Source organism: Myroides sp. 1354, from assembly GCF_030324495.1.
GTDB lineage: Bacteria > Bacteroidota > Bacteroidia > Flavobacteriales > Flavobacteriaceae > Flavobacterium.
The window spans coordinates 71,944-87,760 of sequence record NZ_JACAGN010000014.1; the positions used below are offsets into that span (position 1 = coordinate 71,944).

At 32.3% G+C, this 15,817-nt stretch carries 15 protein-coding genes and 1 pseudogene; all 16 read right to left on the reverse strand.

Annotation, left to right across the window (positions count from 1 at the left end):
- Positions 1-341: 341 nt before the first annotated feature.
- Positions 342-1,097: a hypothetical protein gene (locus tag HX004_RS13765; RefSeq protein ID WP_286443179.1), complete on the reverse strand. Its 756-nt coding sequence runs from the start codon at positions 1,095-1,097 to the stop codon at positions 342-344.
- A gap of 301 nt (positions 1,098-1,398) precedes the next feature.
- Positions 1,399-1,581, reverse strand: coding sequence for a hypothetical protein (locus HX004_RS13770; protein ID WP_286443180.1), 183 nt, complete (start codon positions 1,579-1,581; stop codon positions 1,399-1,401).
- 152 nt (positions 1,582-1,733) lie between these two features.
- On the reverse strand, positions 1,734-2,312 hold the full coding sequence (locus tag HX004_RS13775; RefSeq protein ID WP_286443181.1) for an RHS repeat-associated core domain-containing protein: 579 nt from the start codon (positions 2,310-2,312) through the stop codon (positions 1,734-1,736).
- 344 nt (positions 2,313-2,656) lie between these two features.
- Positions 2,657-3,058 (reverse strand): hypothetical protein, encoded by a 402-nt coding sequence (locus HX004_RS13780; protein WP_286443182.1) that lies wholly within the window; start codon positions 3,056-3,058, stop codon positions 2,657-2,659.
- Between the two features lie 501 nt (positions 3,059-3,559).
- Positions 3,560-4,057, reverse strand: a complete 498-nt coding sequence (locus HX004_RS13785; RefSeq protein ID WP_286443183.1) for a hypothetical protein — start codon at positions 4,055-4,057, stop codon at positions 3,560-3,562.
- A 7-nt stretch (positions 4,058-4,064) separates the two neighbouring features.
- Positions 4,065-4,757, reverse strand: a complete 693-nt coding sequence (locus tag HX004_RS13790; RefSeq protein WP_286443184.1) for an RHS repeat domain-containing protein — start codon at positions 4,755-4,757, stop codon at positions 4,065-4,067.
- A gap of 471 nt (positions 4,758-5,228) precedes the next feature.
- Complete coding sequence (locus tag HX004_RS13795; protein WP_286443185.1) at positions 5,229-5,951, reverse strand: RHS repeat-associated core domain-containing protein; 723 nt, start codon at positions 5,949-5,951, stop codon at positions 5,229-5,231.
- 285 nt (positions 5,952-6,236) lie between these two features.
- Positions 6,237-6,737 carry a hypothetical protein gene (locus HX004_RS13800; RefSeq protein WP_286443186.1) on the reverse strand — a complete coding sequence of 167 codons (501 nt, stop codon included), beginning with the start codon at positions 6,735-6,737 and terminating at the stop codon, positions 6,237-6,239.
- Positions 6,738-6,757: 20 nt separating this feature from the next.
- The gene (locus HX004_RS13805) at positions 6,758-7,156 is read right to left on the reverse strand and encodes a hypothetical protein (protein ID WP_286443187.1); all 399 of its coding nucleotides are present in this window, start codon (positions 7,154-7,156) and stop codon (positions 6,758-6,760) included.
- A gap of 9 nt (positions 7,157-7,165) precedes the next feature.
- On the reverse strand, positions 7,166-7,528 hold the full coding sequence (locus HX004_RS13810; protein WP_286443188.1) for an RHS repeat domain-containing protein: 363 nt from the start codon (positions 7,526-7,528) through the stop codon (positions 7,166-7,168).
- A 245-nt stretch (positions 7,529-7,773) separates the two neighbouring features.
- The gene (locus tag HX004_RS13815; protein ID WP_286443189.1) at positions 7,774-8,271 is read right to left on the reverse strand and encodes a hypothetical protein; all 498 of its coding nucleotides are present in this window, start codon (positions 8,269-8,271) and stop codon (positions 7,774-7,776) included.
- A 311-nt stretch (positions 8,272-8,582) separates the two neighbouring features.
- Complete coding sequence (locus tag HX004_RS13820; RefSeq protein WP_286443190.1) at positions 8,583-9,416, reverse strand: RHS repeat-associated core domain-containing protein; 834 nt, start codon at positions 9,414-9,416, stop codon at positions 8,583-8,585.
- A 250-nt stretch (positions 9,417-9,666) separates the two neighbouring features.
- Positions 9,667-10,392, reverse strand: coding sequence for a hypothetical protein (locus HX004_RS13825; protein WP_286443191.1), 726 nt, complete (start codon positions 10,390-10,392; stop codon positions 9,667-9,669).
- The gene (locus tag HX004_RS13830) at positions 10,379-11,050 is read right to left on the reverse strand and encodes a hypothetical protein (RefSeq protein WP_286443192.1); all 672 of its coding nucleotides are present in this window, start codon (positions 11,048-11,050) and stop codon (positions 10,379-10,381) included. The genes HX004_RS13825 and HX004_RS13830 overlap by 14 nt, the downstream gene beginning before the upstream one ends.
- Before the next feature lie 327 nt (positions 11,051-11,377).
- Positions 11,378-11,950 carry a hypothetical protein gene (locus tag HX004_RS13835; RefSeq protein ID WP_286443193.1) on the reverse strand — a complete coding sequence of 191 codons (573 nt, stop codon included), beginning with the start codon at positions 11,948-11,950 and terminating at the stop codon, positions 11,378-11,380.
- A gap of 703 nt (positions 11,951-12,653) precedes the next feature.
- Positions 12,654-12,891: pseudogene (locus HX004_RS13840) on the reverse strand (RHS repeat domain-containing protein); the annotation flags it as partial.
- Between the last annotated feature and the right edge of the window lie 2,926 nt (positions 12,892-15,817).

Here is a 15,817-nt window from a genome sequence, read left to right on the forward strand (position 1 = left end):
CCGCGCTCACAGCATACTGCAGAGTAATTTGGTTAAAGAGGATTAAGGATTTTATTGTTTATAATTGATTTTCGGTGTCCATCCCGGAAACTCTTCCACTAACGGATCCACACTCAACCACCTCTACTTCTTCTTTTGCTCGCGCGAACTCAACCTTGAATTTAAAAAACCAACTGTTTCGATAAAAGTAAGATTTTATTTAGTTGAAAGCGACTTATTCAAGAAAATTACAAGCTATTTTATAAAAGAAAACCCGCTAATCGAAAGACTAACGGGTTGTGTATTCTATAATTTAGGCGCACGGATTGCAACCTTAAATCCGCGCGATCGGGTTTTAGATCTTATTTAACTTCTAAATTTATTTCAGTAAAAATCTTCTGTGCTCTTTTTATAGTATCATTAGCATTTCGTTTATTCAACAAATAACAATAACCTAAAATTTTAATTTCTCCTATCTCATCCACCTGAAACTTCATTTTAGCAGTATTATTAACAATAGGAAAACTGTCTATTACGTAATTAGAACTATCACAATAGTCTTTCAAAGACTTAGGCTTAAATATATAGAATTCATTACTAATTCTTTTAAACATTATTGTATCGTATACAAACTCTAATTTAATATCTACGGTATCATTAACTCTAATATCCTTCTTAAATTTAAGATCATAGGTATACCCTTCAAATTTATTTAAAGAATCGTTCTGAAATTTTTTTACTGTGTTAATTACATATTCCCCACAAAAAGAAACAAAATTAATAACACTATCAGCCTTAATCTTTTGATTTGAATATACTTTTTCATAGTACCAATCTCCAACTTTATTGTCTCTATAAGACCATCCTCTCGATCTAATTGTATAATCTTTCATTTTTTTTGTACCAATGACATACACTGAATCTTTATACTTACTTAAATAAAATAATTCAACATATGGATATAAAGAGTCCCTATCAAAATTAAACCTTTCAATAGCTGTAAATTTATATTTGCTATCGATATCTTCAATTTTTGTTATTATCGTTTTATTGTCACACTGTATAAAAACAAATGATATAACTATAATAAAAATACTATTCTTTTTTTTAAAAATCATTTTGAACTTACGTTATAATAATATGCTTTTCTAATAGAGTCTCTTAAATTATGTCCTTTTTGACTTTGATAGTCATCAAACAGTCTATCTTGCTCTGGTGTTAACTCTATTGTCTATGATCGAGAATAACCGTTAGCGCGGATTTAACTTCGTTCAGTTCGGCTAAAGCCTCGAGTGCAATCCGTGCCTTTTTACACCTCAACCTCATACAAACTATCTCCTACCTATACTCACACACTAACCCCAAAGCTTCAGCCGAACGGCTTGAAGTTAAGTACTTCTTATTGGGGTTTGTAGCTATTTAATCAAAAAAAAATCTATACAGCATTACTATTCCCATAAGAAGAAATATCATACCACCAATATATCCACGTATTTCCATTGACTTATCCCAAAAGTTAGACTCTTCATTTTTTTTTCTAAATAAATAAGCCAAATACAAACTACCTCCTAAAATACATAGGATAGAATAAACTAATTCCATTATTTTCTTTTTTTAACTTCGTTCTCAATTATTTTAAACTTTAAAGAAGCTCCTTGTTTAAGAATTTCTTTCCCTAAATCATTTTTAGGACCTGGAATAACCTTATTCATCCCTGCATTAAGCAGTTCATCTCCAGTTGTAAATGCTACGCTCTAACCTACTTCTCCATAATTATGATCAACAATATTCACTATCGCTTCCATACCAGCTCCAACTCCTAACATAGCACCTCCTATACTAAATATTGCCACACCAATACCAGCACCGACTCCTGTTATAGTCATCCCATATCCACTCAAAGCAATAACATCTCCTGCATCTTGTAATCCTTGTGGTAAATTGTATTTAAGCGCATTTATTACAGCGCCATCTACTACACTTGGGTCAAATCCTCCACTTCCTGTTCGCTTGATTGTGGATGTCAGAGTATTAATAACTCTACTTGTATCAAAAATCCCTTCTGTAGAATTACTTCTTAATGCTTCAGCATGTTTAGCATCTAATCTTCCTCCCCAATTAACTGGCTTATTATTTAAATTGGGTTTTAAACCTCCTTTTAAGGTATATGCTTTGTTATCATTTTTTCCATCTGTACCTAAGTATGTTTTTCCATCACTTCCAAAATAATGTCCGTCTCCTTTTTCCGCACTCATCCCCGTTGGATCAATCAAATTAACAGGATTATTGTGTACATAATGATACGGATTCCATCCTGGGAACTCTTCCGCCAACGAATCCCCATTCAACCAAATCTACTCCTTCTTTTGCTCGTGCGAACTCAACCTTGCATTTACTCAACCATCTGTTTCGATAAAAGTAAGATTTTATTTAGTTGAAAGCGACTTATTCAAGAAAATTACAAGCTATTTTATAAAAGAAAACCCGCTAATAGAAAGCGGGTTTTCTTTTATAATTAGGCGCACGGATTGCACCCGAGGCTTTAGCCGAATTGAACGAAGTTAAATCCGCGCGATCGGGTTTTGTATTCTATAATTCATTCGCACGGACTGCACCCAAGGCTTTAGTCGAATTGAACGACGTTAAATCCGAGCGATTGGGGGTTGTACTAATTGTTTTATTTGGGATGTTTAAAATCTCTAAAAGAAACACCATTAATCAAAGGATTACCACACTGCCATTCCATAAAATAAATAGTATCTTTTTTTCGTATCTCTACAATTAAAGAATCTTTTTTCTTAACAAGCGTATCTCCCTTATCCCAATAATATGTAAACCCATCGTGCCACCTGTAGTTATACACTTTAATTAAAGTATCTCTTTGTGTATTCAAATCCTTTCCAACTAGATCATAATACCATGTTCCATCACCTGACCATTTTTCTGGTTTCTTATTCAAGACAAGATAGTAATCTTCTGCTAAAGTTATTGGAGTGACTTTAGCACAAAATTTACTATCTAAATAAGCACAAGAAGACAACACAATACTAACCACTAAACTTATATATATTCGATTCATAAATTAGGGTTTAATTGATTTTACATAATTTTTAAAATTACTTATCACTTCAGATAAATAATGCATATGTTCTTGATTGTCCCATTCGAACTCCTCTATCAGGTCTCGAATATCCAACTGTATAACCATATCCCTCCATTAACATCTTAACCGATCCCTTTTATTCCTTTAAACACTGTTGCATTCGGGTCAATATTTTCATAGAAATCCATAGTCACAGTAAATGATAGTAAATAACTAGTAACACCTCCTGTATTGAATCCTGCAGCTCCAGACTAAGAAAGAAGCACATCAAAATTATGATACTTATCCCAAATCATACTAAAGATAACGCTTTAAAGTTCCAATCAAATTTTTATTATACTGAATTTTCTCTTTCAAAAAATTGACTTTGTTTTTTTACTATTGCCAAACGCTAACGGCAAACTGTTAACTAAAATACAAAACCCCAACGATCCGTTTTGGAAAGCTGGGGGTATCTTTTATATAAAAATATTTAAATCAATCGGGGATAAAAACATTTGGCAAATCAATATAATCAATGCTATTAACATTAATATTATGTTGATAAACTTCAAATAACTCTGTAAAAAGCAAAGATTTATAGAGACAAATTATCTTATTATCTTCATAAAATTTAAAAAAATCAAAAAAATATTGTTCTCTCATTTCATTCTTTAAATCCTTTCCTAATACAATTATTTCGTTCTTATTTTTTACAATCATTAAAAAAATTTGACTATGCTCTTTAGATGTCCCAAACTTAAAAACCTTAAACTGTTCAATACAATTAAAATCAACTTCATCAGCCCAAAATAAAATGACATTTTTATTATCTTTATTCTCCTTTAAAAATCTAACATCAAAATCGTTAAGTTCTCTTTGTTCATATAAAAATTGAATCATTCTATTCTTTAAACTTACATCTATATTTTGACTATAAATATTCAACGAAAGTAAAAACAACGCATTTACTATATATATTCTTTTTAAAATCATTCTTATTTTATTTTTGGTTATTCTTATTCTCCTTTAATTGTTGAAAGGTTTCTTGTGATACCTTATTGGGTTGTACTTCAGGATCTGATACTTTCCCCTGTAACTTATTAAGATGTGATGATGAATTAGAATCAAATAAATGTTCTATTTCATGTCCATAAGTAGTTGATAAATTTTCATAAACCGAAAATTCCGAAGGAAAAAAAGTCTCTTCACCATAATTAAATTTAACAAAACTACCGTATTCATTTTCTAAAATATCTTCATATGCCTTCGGATAAAGATCTATTCTTCCTGAAGTTACTTTTGTCGGATTATCTATGTCATCAACAGAAAGAGGGGTTGCAAAACCAAAAGTGCTTTTCCCAAAAATACCTGACTCTCCTTCTTTCCTACCTTTATGTATAAAAGTATCCACTTTAACATCAGGACTTAAAAGTGCTTTATCAAGTTGTGACTTACCTTTTACAGTTTGTAACATCGTATTACCAAGTTTAATATATTCCGTAGGAGTATTTGATGACCATACTGCTACTCCTTTGGCATTTACAGTATAACTAATAGCATTTCCATCAGTACCAGGAACCCATTCTGCTGCCATCCCCGTAGGATCCACCAAATTAATCGGATTATTGTGCACATAATGGTACGGATTCCATCCTGGAAAATCTTCCGCCAAAGGGTCCACACTCAACCACATCTACTCCTTCTTTTGCTCACGCGAACTCAACCTTGGGTTTACAAGACCAACTTTTTCGATAAAAATAGGATTTTATTTGATTGAAAAGATCTTCTAAAGAAAAGTACAAGCTATTTTATAAAACAAAACCCGCTAAATCGAAAGACTAACGGGTTTTATATTCTATAATTTAGGCGCACGGATTGCACCCGAGGCTTTAGCCGAATTGAACGAGGTTAAGTCCGCAAGATCGGAAATTAATTAAATTATAAAACAGCTACTTATTAGAAAGCAACTTACTTATTTCATAAATCAATACAGCTAAACCAAATAACAATACAACTATTGCACTTAAAAAAGAGCCCAAAGATGTTGCCCATAACATATCCTTCTCTTTTAACCTATAGAATTTATTTCGAACAATTGGTATTATCCCCGCTATTATAAAAACAACTCCAATTAATAAAAATTTATAATTTATCATACATTAGTTTATTTCTTACGCGAACTCTTCATCTCGCTTTCAATGATTTTTGTTTTAATACCAATACTTCCTTCAATAACTGATTCTGTTACTTTATTTGCTCCTGATTTAACGAAATTATCGCCTGCAACTTTTCTACTTGCGTTAACTCCTGCTTTCCCTAAATAACTACTTGCTCTATTTAGAGCAACTTTAGAAGCTCCCTCCGTAATTGTACTTTCATTAAATCCTTGAGTAGCAAAAGAATTACCAAGCTCTCCAATTAAAGTTCCATTGCCTATATAAGATCCTACTGCCACTATTTCTGGTTGCAATGTTACGAGTCCAAGTAACGTTATAAAATCTCCAAAAGCACCTCCAAGCTCTAAAAGTTGTTCCCTTCCTGTTTTATTTTTACTAAAAAAAGTATTATCAGTAGTTCTATAAGTTTCATTATTATGCAAGTCAACTACATTTCCATCAGCTGTTGATATATATCCATCATCTCTCATATGATGCATTCCTGATTCATCACTATAATGAAAACTTTCCATTACAGATGAAACATCATTATATCCTTTACCAACAGCATCTTGTACCGTTTTTACATCATTATCATAAGTAAAGTGTTTTGTTCCATCTGTTGAAGTCCATTCTACCCAATCATCCTTCCCTTCTGGAACCATCCCTGTAGGATCCGTAAAGTTAATAGGATTATTAAAAGTATACGCATAAGGGTTCCAATTTGGCATTTTTTCTGCCAACGAGTCCACACTCAACCACCTCTACTCCTTCTTTTGCTCACGCGGTGCAACCTTGGATTTACAAGATTAACTGTTTCGATAAAAATAAGATTTTATTTGATTGAAAAAATCTTCTAAAGAAAAGTACAAGCTATTTTATAAAACAAAACCCGCTAAATCGAAAGACTAACGGATTTTGTATTCTACAATTTAGGCGCACGGATTGCACCCGAGGCTTTAGCCGAACTGCTTGAAGTTAAGTCCTCGCGATCGGGATGTTTATTTTAACGATATTTACTCAATAACCACGACTTCTTTTGTAATTTCTTCAAATATTCTATCATAATGAATCGAATCACGTTTCCCTTCCTTATAAAAATTATACATTATTTGATCTTCAATTAATACTAAAAATAAATATCTACCCTTTTCCTTAAATCTAACATTCCCTAAAATAAACTCTTTATTAGGTATATAAATAGAGTCTTTTATTACGAAATCACTATTGTTATTTTTGACACCAACTTTTATGGGTTTATAATAAAACATGGTTAATATTCTAAATTTAATACTATCCTGAACCATTGGATCTACAATGGTATCAAATGGGCTATCAAAATTAAAAACAGCATCATAAGGTTGGTTTACTCTTAACGTATCAGGCAATTCTAACGTATAACTAATATTACCACGTATTGATTCAGAAAGAGTTTCTGTTAATTGCATTCCTTTATATTCTTCAAATTTGTCCTTTTTCTCTTGTTTTCTTTCACAAGAAGACAATAATGTCATCATAAAAATTAAACTTACTATTCTCATTCTAAATTATATCTATTATTCCATGTTTTTGCTTTCCCTGCTTCTATCAAAGAATCATTTCTTTTATGTCTACCCCAATCTGTACGTTGTATTCTACTCTCTGGTAAAAAAGTATCTTTCTGTACTTCAATAAGGTAAAAAGGCATAGGAGGTAAATTTGTATAAGGTTTATTAGGATTTTCTACCTTAAAACCATCAAATGTATGCTTTCTAACTTTATCGCCACCAAACCAACTTTCTAAGGCATCTCCTGCAGCGCCACCTACAGAAATAGCCCCCATAATATCTTGGACACCATCCATAAATTTAGCTATCATCTTAAATACAGATAAAACCCCCCCGCCTGCACCATTCATAAACCCAGCATCATTAGCATCAATTGTTTGATTATTCATTATACTTCTCTAACTAAAACCTCCACTTTCAGTTCCTATTCCATATATCTTCATAAAACCAAATAAATCATTCTTTCCATGATTTTTAAAATGATTATACCCCGATTTCTCTTTATTCTTCTCCCAATCCGAAGCCAATTTATCTGCTCCTTTTTGTACACTAATAACAATATCATCTAATATTGTTCCCATCTCGGATAATGCACTGTTTACAATATTGCCCAGTTGTGGCTGTTTCACAGGATCTCCTTCTCCTGGATTTTGTGCACTCATCCCCGTTGGATCCACCAAATTAATCGGGTTATTGTGTACATAATGGTACGGATTCCATCCCGGAAACTCTTCCGCTAACGGATCCACACTCAACCACATCTACTCCTTCTTTTGCTCGTGCGAACTCAACCTTGATTTTCAATGACCAACTTTTTCGATAAAAGTAAGATTTTATTTAGTTGAAAGCGACTTATTCAAGAAAAGTACAAGCTATTTTATCAACGAAACCCGCTAATCGAAAGACTAACGGGTTTTCGTTTTTATTGATGCGCACGGACTACAAGTCCGCTCAATCGGGTTATTTTATTGCTGCTTTAAAATGTTCTTTTAGATAAAAAACAAATTTATTTTAATTTAAAGCTCATTAAAACATTATTCATTTCTTCATAATAATCATTATAAAATTTACTTTCACTTGAAAATGTTAACAGATACATTTTATTCCCCTTAATAAGATAATGTTGAATAAATTTTAGATCTAAATTATTTTGCTTCATTGAAAAAACAATTCTTAAGCAATTTATCGTATTAATATTAATAATTTCGCTTTTCTCAACTTCTGCAAAACCTTCTATTTTACTCACTGTTTGATTCGCAAATTCAACAAATTCAACCTCATTTACTTCTTGTGTAACAAGGTTAATATTTTCTATAAAAACATCATCAGGACTTGTTGGTGTTGATTTTAAAATAAAAACTGCCCCTTCTTCATTACCATCATTAAATACTAATTTTTCAGGATATATGATTGAAAATTCATTAGTTTCAAACTTATTAGTTTCAATATGGTGACTGCAGCTCAAAAAAAGAAAAAGAGCCACTAAGTTAAATCGTATCTTCATAATTAATTATTGTTGCTATTTGAAATAGCAATACCAAAATATATATAATATAATCAGTCCAAATTTTAAACCATTTTAATACTAACTCACTTTTTTCTCTATTATGAAATATAACTGTAATCCATATTGAAATCTCTTTACCAAAATGAAAAACAAATAATCCAGCAGTAAAAAAAATTAAAATTAAAAAAACTTTATCTGATAGTAAAAAATCTGAAAATCTCAGTAAATGAATCATTACAATTATAAGGAGAAAAATGACACATACACTTTTCACTACTATATTTAATTTGATTTTTCGTACTAAAAAATTAAATACCAAAAAATCCAAAAGAATAAAAAATAAAATATAAAATACCTTCATCATATAATTTTTTTGATTTAGTGTTAAAAAACTCTTGCTTTGTATTAGTTAATATAAATCCTACTTTCAGACCTACTCCAAGCCCAATATTTGCAGTACCTGCAACTTCACCTTCATTAGTATTCGAATCATACAGCATTTCTGCCCTACCACCAATGTGTGCACTGCCTGCAGATCCCCCTATCATAACTCCAATCGTTAATCCTAATATACTTACACTAGGAGCTATTTCTCCTTCTGCAACATAAGCTCCTGCATTGGCTCCCAATTCCCCTCCGTACTTACCATTACTTCCTGTATACAATCCAGCATCTGCTGAAGCCCTGGCAGATAACACACTACCCTTAAGATCAAGTGATAAATTCGTATCAGTTGTACCAGCTCTGATTCCAGTCTTTGCTTCGATATCATGAATACCTATATTTCCATGATACCCTCCTAATTCAGTATAATTCTCGTAACCTAAACTAAAACCAGAAATACCTCCATAAACCTCACCTAGATTCCCTCCTGCTCTTCCATAAATATTATATCCACTTAAACGACTTCCCTTGTCTGATGACTCTGAATGAAGAGGTTTTGCATATCCTGAAAAAGTTGGTCTTGTCGCATTTATTGTTATTTCAGGTAAAGTTGTATTAGGTAAAGTAGGCTCCCCTTCTCCCGGATTTTCCGCACTCATCCCCGTTGGATCCACCAAATTAATCGGGTTATTGTGTACATAATGGTACGGATTCCATGCTGGGAATTGTTCCGCCAACGAATCCCCATTCAGCCACATCTACTCCTTCTTTTGCTCGTGCGAACTCAACCTTGATTTTCAAAGATCAACTGTTTCGATAAAAGTAAGATTTTATTTAGTTGAAAGCGACTTATTCAAGAAAAGTACAAGCTATTTTATAAAAGAAAACCCGCTAATCGAAAGACTAACGGGTTTTGTATTCTATAATTTATGCACACGGACTGCACCCGAGGCTTTAGCTGAATTGCTTGAAGTTAAGTCCGCACGATCGAGGGTTTAGTCTATACATTTACTTCACATCTAAATCAAATTTAAAAAAAACAGGCTTCAAATCTACCATCTGATTTGCATTAGATTGCTTCTTAGGTAACAAAATATAAAATCCATTTATTGAATGTATGCCTTTATATTTCGGAGTAATTTCAAAAGAATAATAATCCTTCCCAAATGAAGGTAAACTGTCTTTTTTTAATTCTTTAAAATAACAGTAATCAGCATTACTAATTGATTCCCTAAAAAAATACAGGGCTATATTTCTTTCATACAAATTCTTATCATAATTCACTTTTATTTCAACATCTATAGGCTTATTTTCCTTCAAATTAAGTGTATCATAATGCAATTCATACCAATATCCTTTTTCGTATTGCGGCTTACCTTCAACAAAATACTGTATCGTATTGATATGATGTATTCCTCCACAATAATTAACATAATTATAAATACTATCAAGTTGCTTTTTATTCTCAAAAAACCAATTACCTATTCGGATAAATTTATATGCCCATCCTCTACTTACTTCACCTTTAGAATTTTTGATTATAGTATACACAGAATCTGATTTTGAATCTAAGAAATATCTTTTCAATAGTATATCTTCTTTAAATACAACCTCTGGCTTTTTGAACGTATAATTATCATCAATCTCTTTATATCCTGTAATATTTTCATTATCACATGCACAAATCGACAAAACTAATCCGATTATCCAATATTTAATATTATTTTTTTTCATTACTTTTAATCACATAGCCATTAAAATCTAAAACATTCTTTTTTATTGAATCTCTAAACTTACCATTATCTACATTATTATTAATATCTAAATTAATAAGCTGTTGATGATTTACTGGGAATTGAACTGTATCATTAAATCCCTTAAACAACACAACATTATATTTACTTCCTAAATTCTCCCCTGCACCAACCCCCGCGGATAAACTACTACTGTATCTTTGTGTTAAATCTCCAAAAAACCTTATTTTGGCAGAAAAATTTATAAGATTGACACCTCCACCGCCAGGTGCTAATATCGAATCCCAACTACCATAAATCTCTCCATCTACTCCTTTTTTAGAACCAATTCCTGTTGTTTCGGATCTTTGACTTCCCCATAACATAGAACCGCTTCTTCTTCTACTAAACCAATTACCCCAAGAAGAACCTAATGAACTACTACTAACTGTCATTAAACTTCCCTTCAAAACTTCAGTTGTTCCTTGTGATGAATGACTATAATAACTTGTCCCCTCTTTTCGATTATCTATTGACCATGTTCCATCACTTGATTGATTAATTTTATTATCTCTAAACCAACCCGTTTTTATATTATTTTCCTTTGCCCATGACTTAGCTTCACTTTTAGATTCAAACATTCCAGTAGGATCAGTCATATTAATCGGGTTATTATGTACATAATGGTACGGATTCCATCCTGGGAACTCTTCCGCCAACGGGTCCACACTCATCTATATCTATTCCCTTTTTTCTTTGTGCGAACTCAACCTTGGTTTTACAAGACCAACTGTCCATATAAAAATAAGGTTTTATTTGGTTGAAAAAGAACGACTAAAAAATTATAAACTATTTTATAAAATAAAACCCGTTAATCCAAAAGACTAACGGGCTTTATTATTTATTTAGAGGCAAGGATTGCGTCTGAGGCTTTAGCCGAAAGGTCTTGAAGATAATTCAACGCAATCGGGTTGTTCATTTCTATTTTAAAAAGCTACGCTCCAATAAATAACACATCGATGTTTTTGGCTTACAGCTACACCTTTAGAATAGCCATTTTTCCATCCATCTGGCATTTGTCTATTAGGTATTAAATCATACTTACCAAAATAATTTCCTGACTTAGCTTCTAACACATAGATATTAAATCCTGAAGGCAACATCGTTTCATTTTTTATTGAATTGGAATCCTCATTTTTATATTTAAAAAACTTTGGTATTGGTAATAAATCTTGATAACAGCTTCTGTTTACAGATATCGAATCAGGTAAAATTATTTTTTTAGGATATCCAAAAGTCTTATCAGTATCAAATCTATTTATAACCAATAAACAACTATCTTCAGATTTGTAATATTTCATTGCTTCATTTTTCAATCTATTTTCAATTGTTATTATTTCTTCTACTTCCATATCATATTCATACAAAAGCATACCGATAAATCCTCTTTCTGTATTTTCTGCACTAATAATTGTGTTTTTTGGAGTAGTAATCCTACTAGGAAAATGATCTATAAAATCCTTATCAAATTTTTTTAAATGATGATTCTTATACTTCAAATTGGTCTCATTTAACATTGATTGTTGCCCATTGCAACTTAACAAAACACTTATAATAAATATAACTAAATAAAAATTCCTCATTACTAATCTTCTTATTTTCCTATTAAATCAGAAAAGGCTTCAACAAAACCTTTTACAATATTCAAAGGCACATCTCTAGACATTCCTTTTTTATTAGATTCAAAAAATGGTTCCACATCTCTTGTTGGACTATATAATCGCATAGTATATCTATATTGCACTGTTTCCACCTTCATATATTGCATTACATCAGATGCAACCTCCGTAATTCCTTTTTTCTGATAAAACTGATCTAATTTAGCATATGTATATCCCACATCTTCTAACTTTTTAATGGATCCTACTTTATGAGAATAATTCTCACTTCCCATCCTTCCTCCAGAAGTTATCTGTTGCTCTTCCATAATAAAATCCCACCCTAAATAATAGTCATTATTTTTCATAAAATTTTCAGATTCACCATTCATTTTAATATTCTTATAATCTGATACTCTTCCTTTTAAACCAGGAGTTCCAATATCTCCAAACATATCATCTTTTCCAAGTCGAGTATAGTTGTTAATATCTCCTAATTCGTACTTTTCTAAAGTTTCGCTACTTAAAGTACTTAAATCACTAACTCCTCCAACTTTTATAACATTACCATTTTTGTTATTAACAAACCAATCATCTTTCCCTGTTGAGTCCTCTGCTGCCATCCCCGTAGGATCCACCAAATTAATCGGGTTATTATGTACATAATGGTACGGTGTCCATGCTGGGAACTGTTCTGCCAACGGATCCACACTCAAAAATATACTTGCTCCCGGATCATAATAACGTGCTCCGTAATAGTAATACCCTGTTTGTGCATCTAACTCCTTCGCATTGAACTTATACACATTCTCCAAAATGTTGTTGGTACTTTGTTCCACCATTACCTCTCCGAATGGTAAATACTCAATGTATTGTACAGGTTTTCCTAAAACGTCTGTAATATACGAAGTACTTCCCAAATGATCACCATGGTACCACCAAACAGGACCGTGTTGTTCTAACGGATTGGCTTCAATTGGCACTATTACAGGAGGTATATCCGTCCATGTATCACCAACTCCTGGAGACAATACCACAGGAGGAAAATTAGGTTCTTCGGTTTCAACCTCTTCTTCCTCGATTGGAGGAATGATCAAGTCACAAAAACGAATATAATAACCTGCATCTGCTTTAATCCAACCTCCTTCTCGCCCTGCGATGTCATCTATATTAAGAATACCTGGTAAGTCATAACATTCTTTACAATTTAAACATGTTAAGCAATTATAATATTTGATTAACTCTAAATAAATCCCTGGCTTCTTCTCTTTATCTTTATAATGTTCAATAAAATTAAGAAAACGATTGTAACAATCCAACTCTGAGCGATCTTGTTCTTTTACCAGTCCTAAATCAATTGGTTTTTTCGTAATAGGATCATAAGGAATTCCAGTTAATGGATCATAAATATACCCCGTATCTGGATCAATTACTAGGCCATCATCTGTTAACTTCACACAGCCTTTAGCATTGATTTGTTCCAATACACGACAATAGTCAATACTAACAACCGTTTCATATTCTCTACATGTATCCCAAAGATTTACTATTGGATGTTTACACGCTTTTAAAGTATACTTATTTTTCTCAATAATATCCAGTATTTGTTGTTTACAATACGCTTTCTCTGGAGTATTGTACAATGAATTTAACAAGAAATCCACTTGATTTTTACAAATCGTTGTAGAAGTCTTCGAAGGTATCAAAGGTCCTCCTGGAAAAGGAATCACCCCATCAGCAATTTCGCCAATACCACGCGTTGAATAACTTGATGTCGCATTCATTCGCGGAGTAGTTGGTCCATGTGGAGATACTTGCACATTATTATAATTTTCTCTTTCAAAGGCACCTATGTCTTGTGAATTTCCAATACGAGATGCTATGCGTTTAGAATTTGCATAATAATGTTTGGTGTAATTTCCTTTCGTATAAACCAAATGACCACTTGGATATAAAGTTTCTGCAGCACCATAAGATCCAAATAATGGAACTCCTCCATTAATACTCAAATTGCTACCTCCACCAATTCGCTTTCCAACTCGTTCTCCTTTACCATCATATAAATATGTGCTGCTAATACTCCCACCATCTTCGATAATGGAAACAATGTTGTTATTAGCATCCCATTTAAAATCTCTATCCTTATACTCTAATGCTTGTTTAATATTAGCAGTAGACGATATATTCAGAATATTTCCATTCGCATCGTATTTAAAATTTTGCGTAAAGGGTGTACTATAACCATCCTTACCTCCAATAGAAGTCAACTGCGGTTTATTTGCATCCCCATATTTATATTCCTTATACAACGAATTTTCTGTATAAAACGTCTGTTGTGTATTTCTGTCATAAACTTGATGTACCTGTTCTTTCAATGCGATAGAATGATCTTTATTGTACTTCATCGTTAAGGCATACTCGTGTTTTTCTAACAATCCGTCCCATTGTCCATTAGAAGATTCTAAGCGATTAAACATATCATAATTATAAACCCTAGCATAAGTTCCGCCAACATTTAATGTTCTATGTTGGCTAAAATTATTATATACACTCTTTACGTTGTTATTTCTATCGTAACCATATACATTGCGAGAAAAAATACTTTGAACATCTGTATCATCTGACTGGGGTGATGATAGTTGAGCTGCGCGTAAACGTTCTATTAAATCAAATTCCTGCTTCATTTCCACCTTATTTCCATATTTAATATAATAAGGTTGGTCAAAATAATTATACTTCACATGCGATAAATATTCAAAATCACTATCATTTATCACACTTATTAATTGCCCTACGCTATTGTAATTGTACACTACCTTTTCTTTATCAGGATACACCATTTCTAGTATACGTCCCCAAGAATCGTATTTGTATTTGGTTTTAAAATAATGTGGAACACCATGAATATCGATAAGTTTTTTCGTTTCCTCTACTACTTCTCCCAATTTTCCGTATTTAAACTCATGGCTACCTGTACGATCTTCCATTGCTTTCAGACGGCCTCCTGGTTCATAAGTAAACATTGCATTTATTTGTTCGCCATGAAGCTTAACTAAGCGATTGTATTCATATACGTATTCCGTCACTTGACCATTAGCATCTTCTTTATTCGTAATTTGTCCTAAACCATCGTATTTAAAGTGAGTTATACCAGAAGCTGAAGCATCTTTTTTAATCATTCTACCCAATAAATCATACTCGTATTTTGTATAGTGATTTGCGGCATTGGTTACGTAGTTTATTTGACCTAACGGATCATAAGCAAATTGAGTTGTCAGTGTTTGACCATTACCTACTTGGCTTTGCTTCGTTTTTTGTCCTAATTTATCAAAATAGCTAATGGTGGTATTACCTTCAGGTAAAATAACTTTTTGAGTCATTAAATTTCCAGTAAATCCATAAACATTCTCCGTCAAAGCATTAGATCCCGATACTACTTGTTTTAATATACGATCTTGATTGTCATAGGTCGTCATGATTTTTCGATCTTCTAAATCTGTAGTCGGATAATATCTAGTCAACATAACTTTAAATATTTCCTCCGGCGTTAGGTTTTCAAAGCCTAAATCTTCTAATGGCATAGGGTCACAATGCAATTCTTCTTCCGAAAGATAATTCGTTACCACACGACCAAATTCGTCATATATATTTTTACCAGAAACAGCAAAACGCAAGGCAGTTCTACCATTTTCACAAGCTTCATAGCTTTCTTCGTTTTCTAGTTGTTTTTTCACCTGAATCACGCGTCCCAATCCATCAGTTAACATA

Coding starts and splice junctions, on each gene's coding strand:
- HX004_RS13765 (WP_286443179.1), bottom strand. CDS start 1,097: ATGATTTTTAAAAAAAAGAATAGTATTTTTATTATAGTTATATCATTT.
- HX004_RS13770 (WP_286443180.1), bottom strand. CDS start 1,581: ATGGAATTAGTTTATTCTATCCTATGTATTTTAGGAGGTAGTTTGTAT.
- HX004_RS13780 (WP_286443182.1), bottom strand. CDS start 3,058: ATGAATCGAATATATATAAGTTTAGTGGTTAGTATTGTGTTGTCTTCT.
- HX004_RS13785 (WP_286443183.1), bottom strand. CDS start 4,057: ATGATTTTAAAAAGAATATATATAGTAAATGCGTTGTTTTTACTTTCG.
- HX004_RS13790 (WP_286443184.1), bottom strand. CDS start 4,757: ATGTGGTTGAGTGTGGACCCTTTGGCGGAAGATTTTCCAGGATGGAAT.
- HX004_RS13795 (WP_286443185.1), bottom strand. CDS start 5,951: ATGCCAAATTGGAACCCTTATGCGTATACTTTTAATAATCCTATTAAC.
- HX004_RS13800 (WP_286443186.1), bottom strand. CDS start 6,737: ATGATGACATTATTGTCTTCTTGTGAAAGAAAACAAGAGAAAAAGGAC.
- HX004_RS13805 (WP_286443187.1), bottom strand. CDS start 7,156: ATGAATAATCAAACAATTGATGCTAATGATGCTGGGTTTATGAATGGT.
- HX004_RS13810 (WP_286443188.1), bottom strand. CDS start 7,528: ATGTGGTTGAGTGTGGATCCGTTAGCGGAAGAGTTTCCGGGATGGAAT.
- HX004_RS13815 (WP_286443189.1), bottom strand. CDS start 8,271: ATGAAGATACGATTTAACTTAGTGGCTCTTTTTCTTTTTTTGAGCTGC.
- HX004_RS13820 (WP_286443190.1), bottom strand. CDS start 9,416: ATGTGGCTGAATGGGGATTCGTTGGCGGAACAATTCCCAGCATGGAAT.
- HX004_RS13825 (WP_286443191.1), bottom strand. CDS start 10,392: ATGAAAAAAAATAATATTAAATATTGGATAATCGGATTAGTTTTGTCG.
- HX004_RS13830 (WP_286443192.1), bottom strand. CDS start 11,050: ATGACTGATCCTACTGGAATGTTTGAATCTAAAAGTGAAGCTAAGTCA.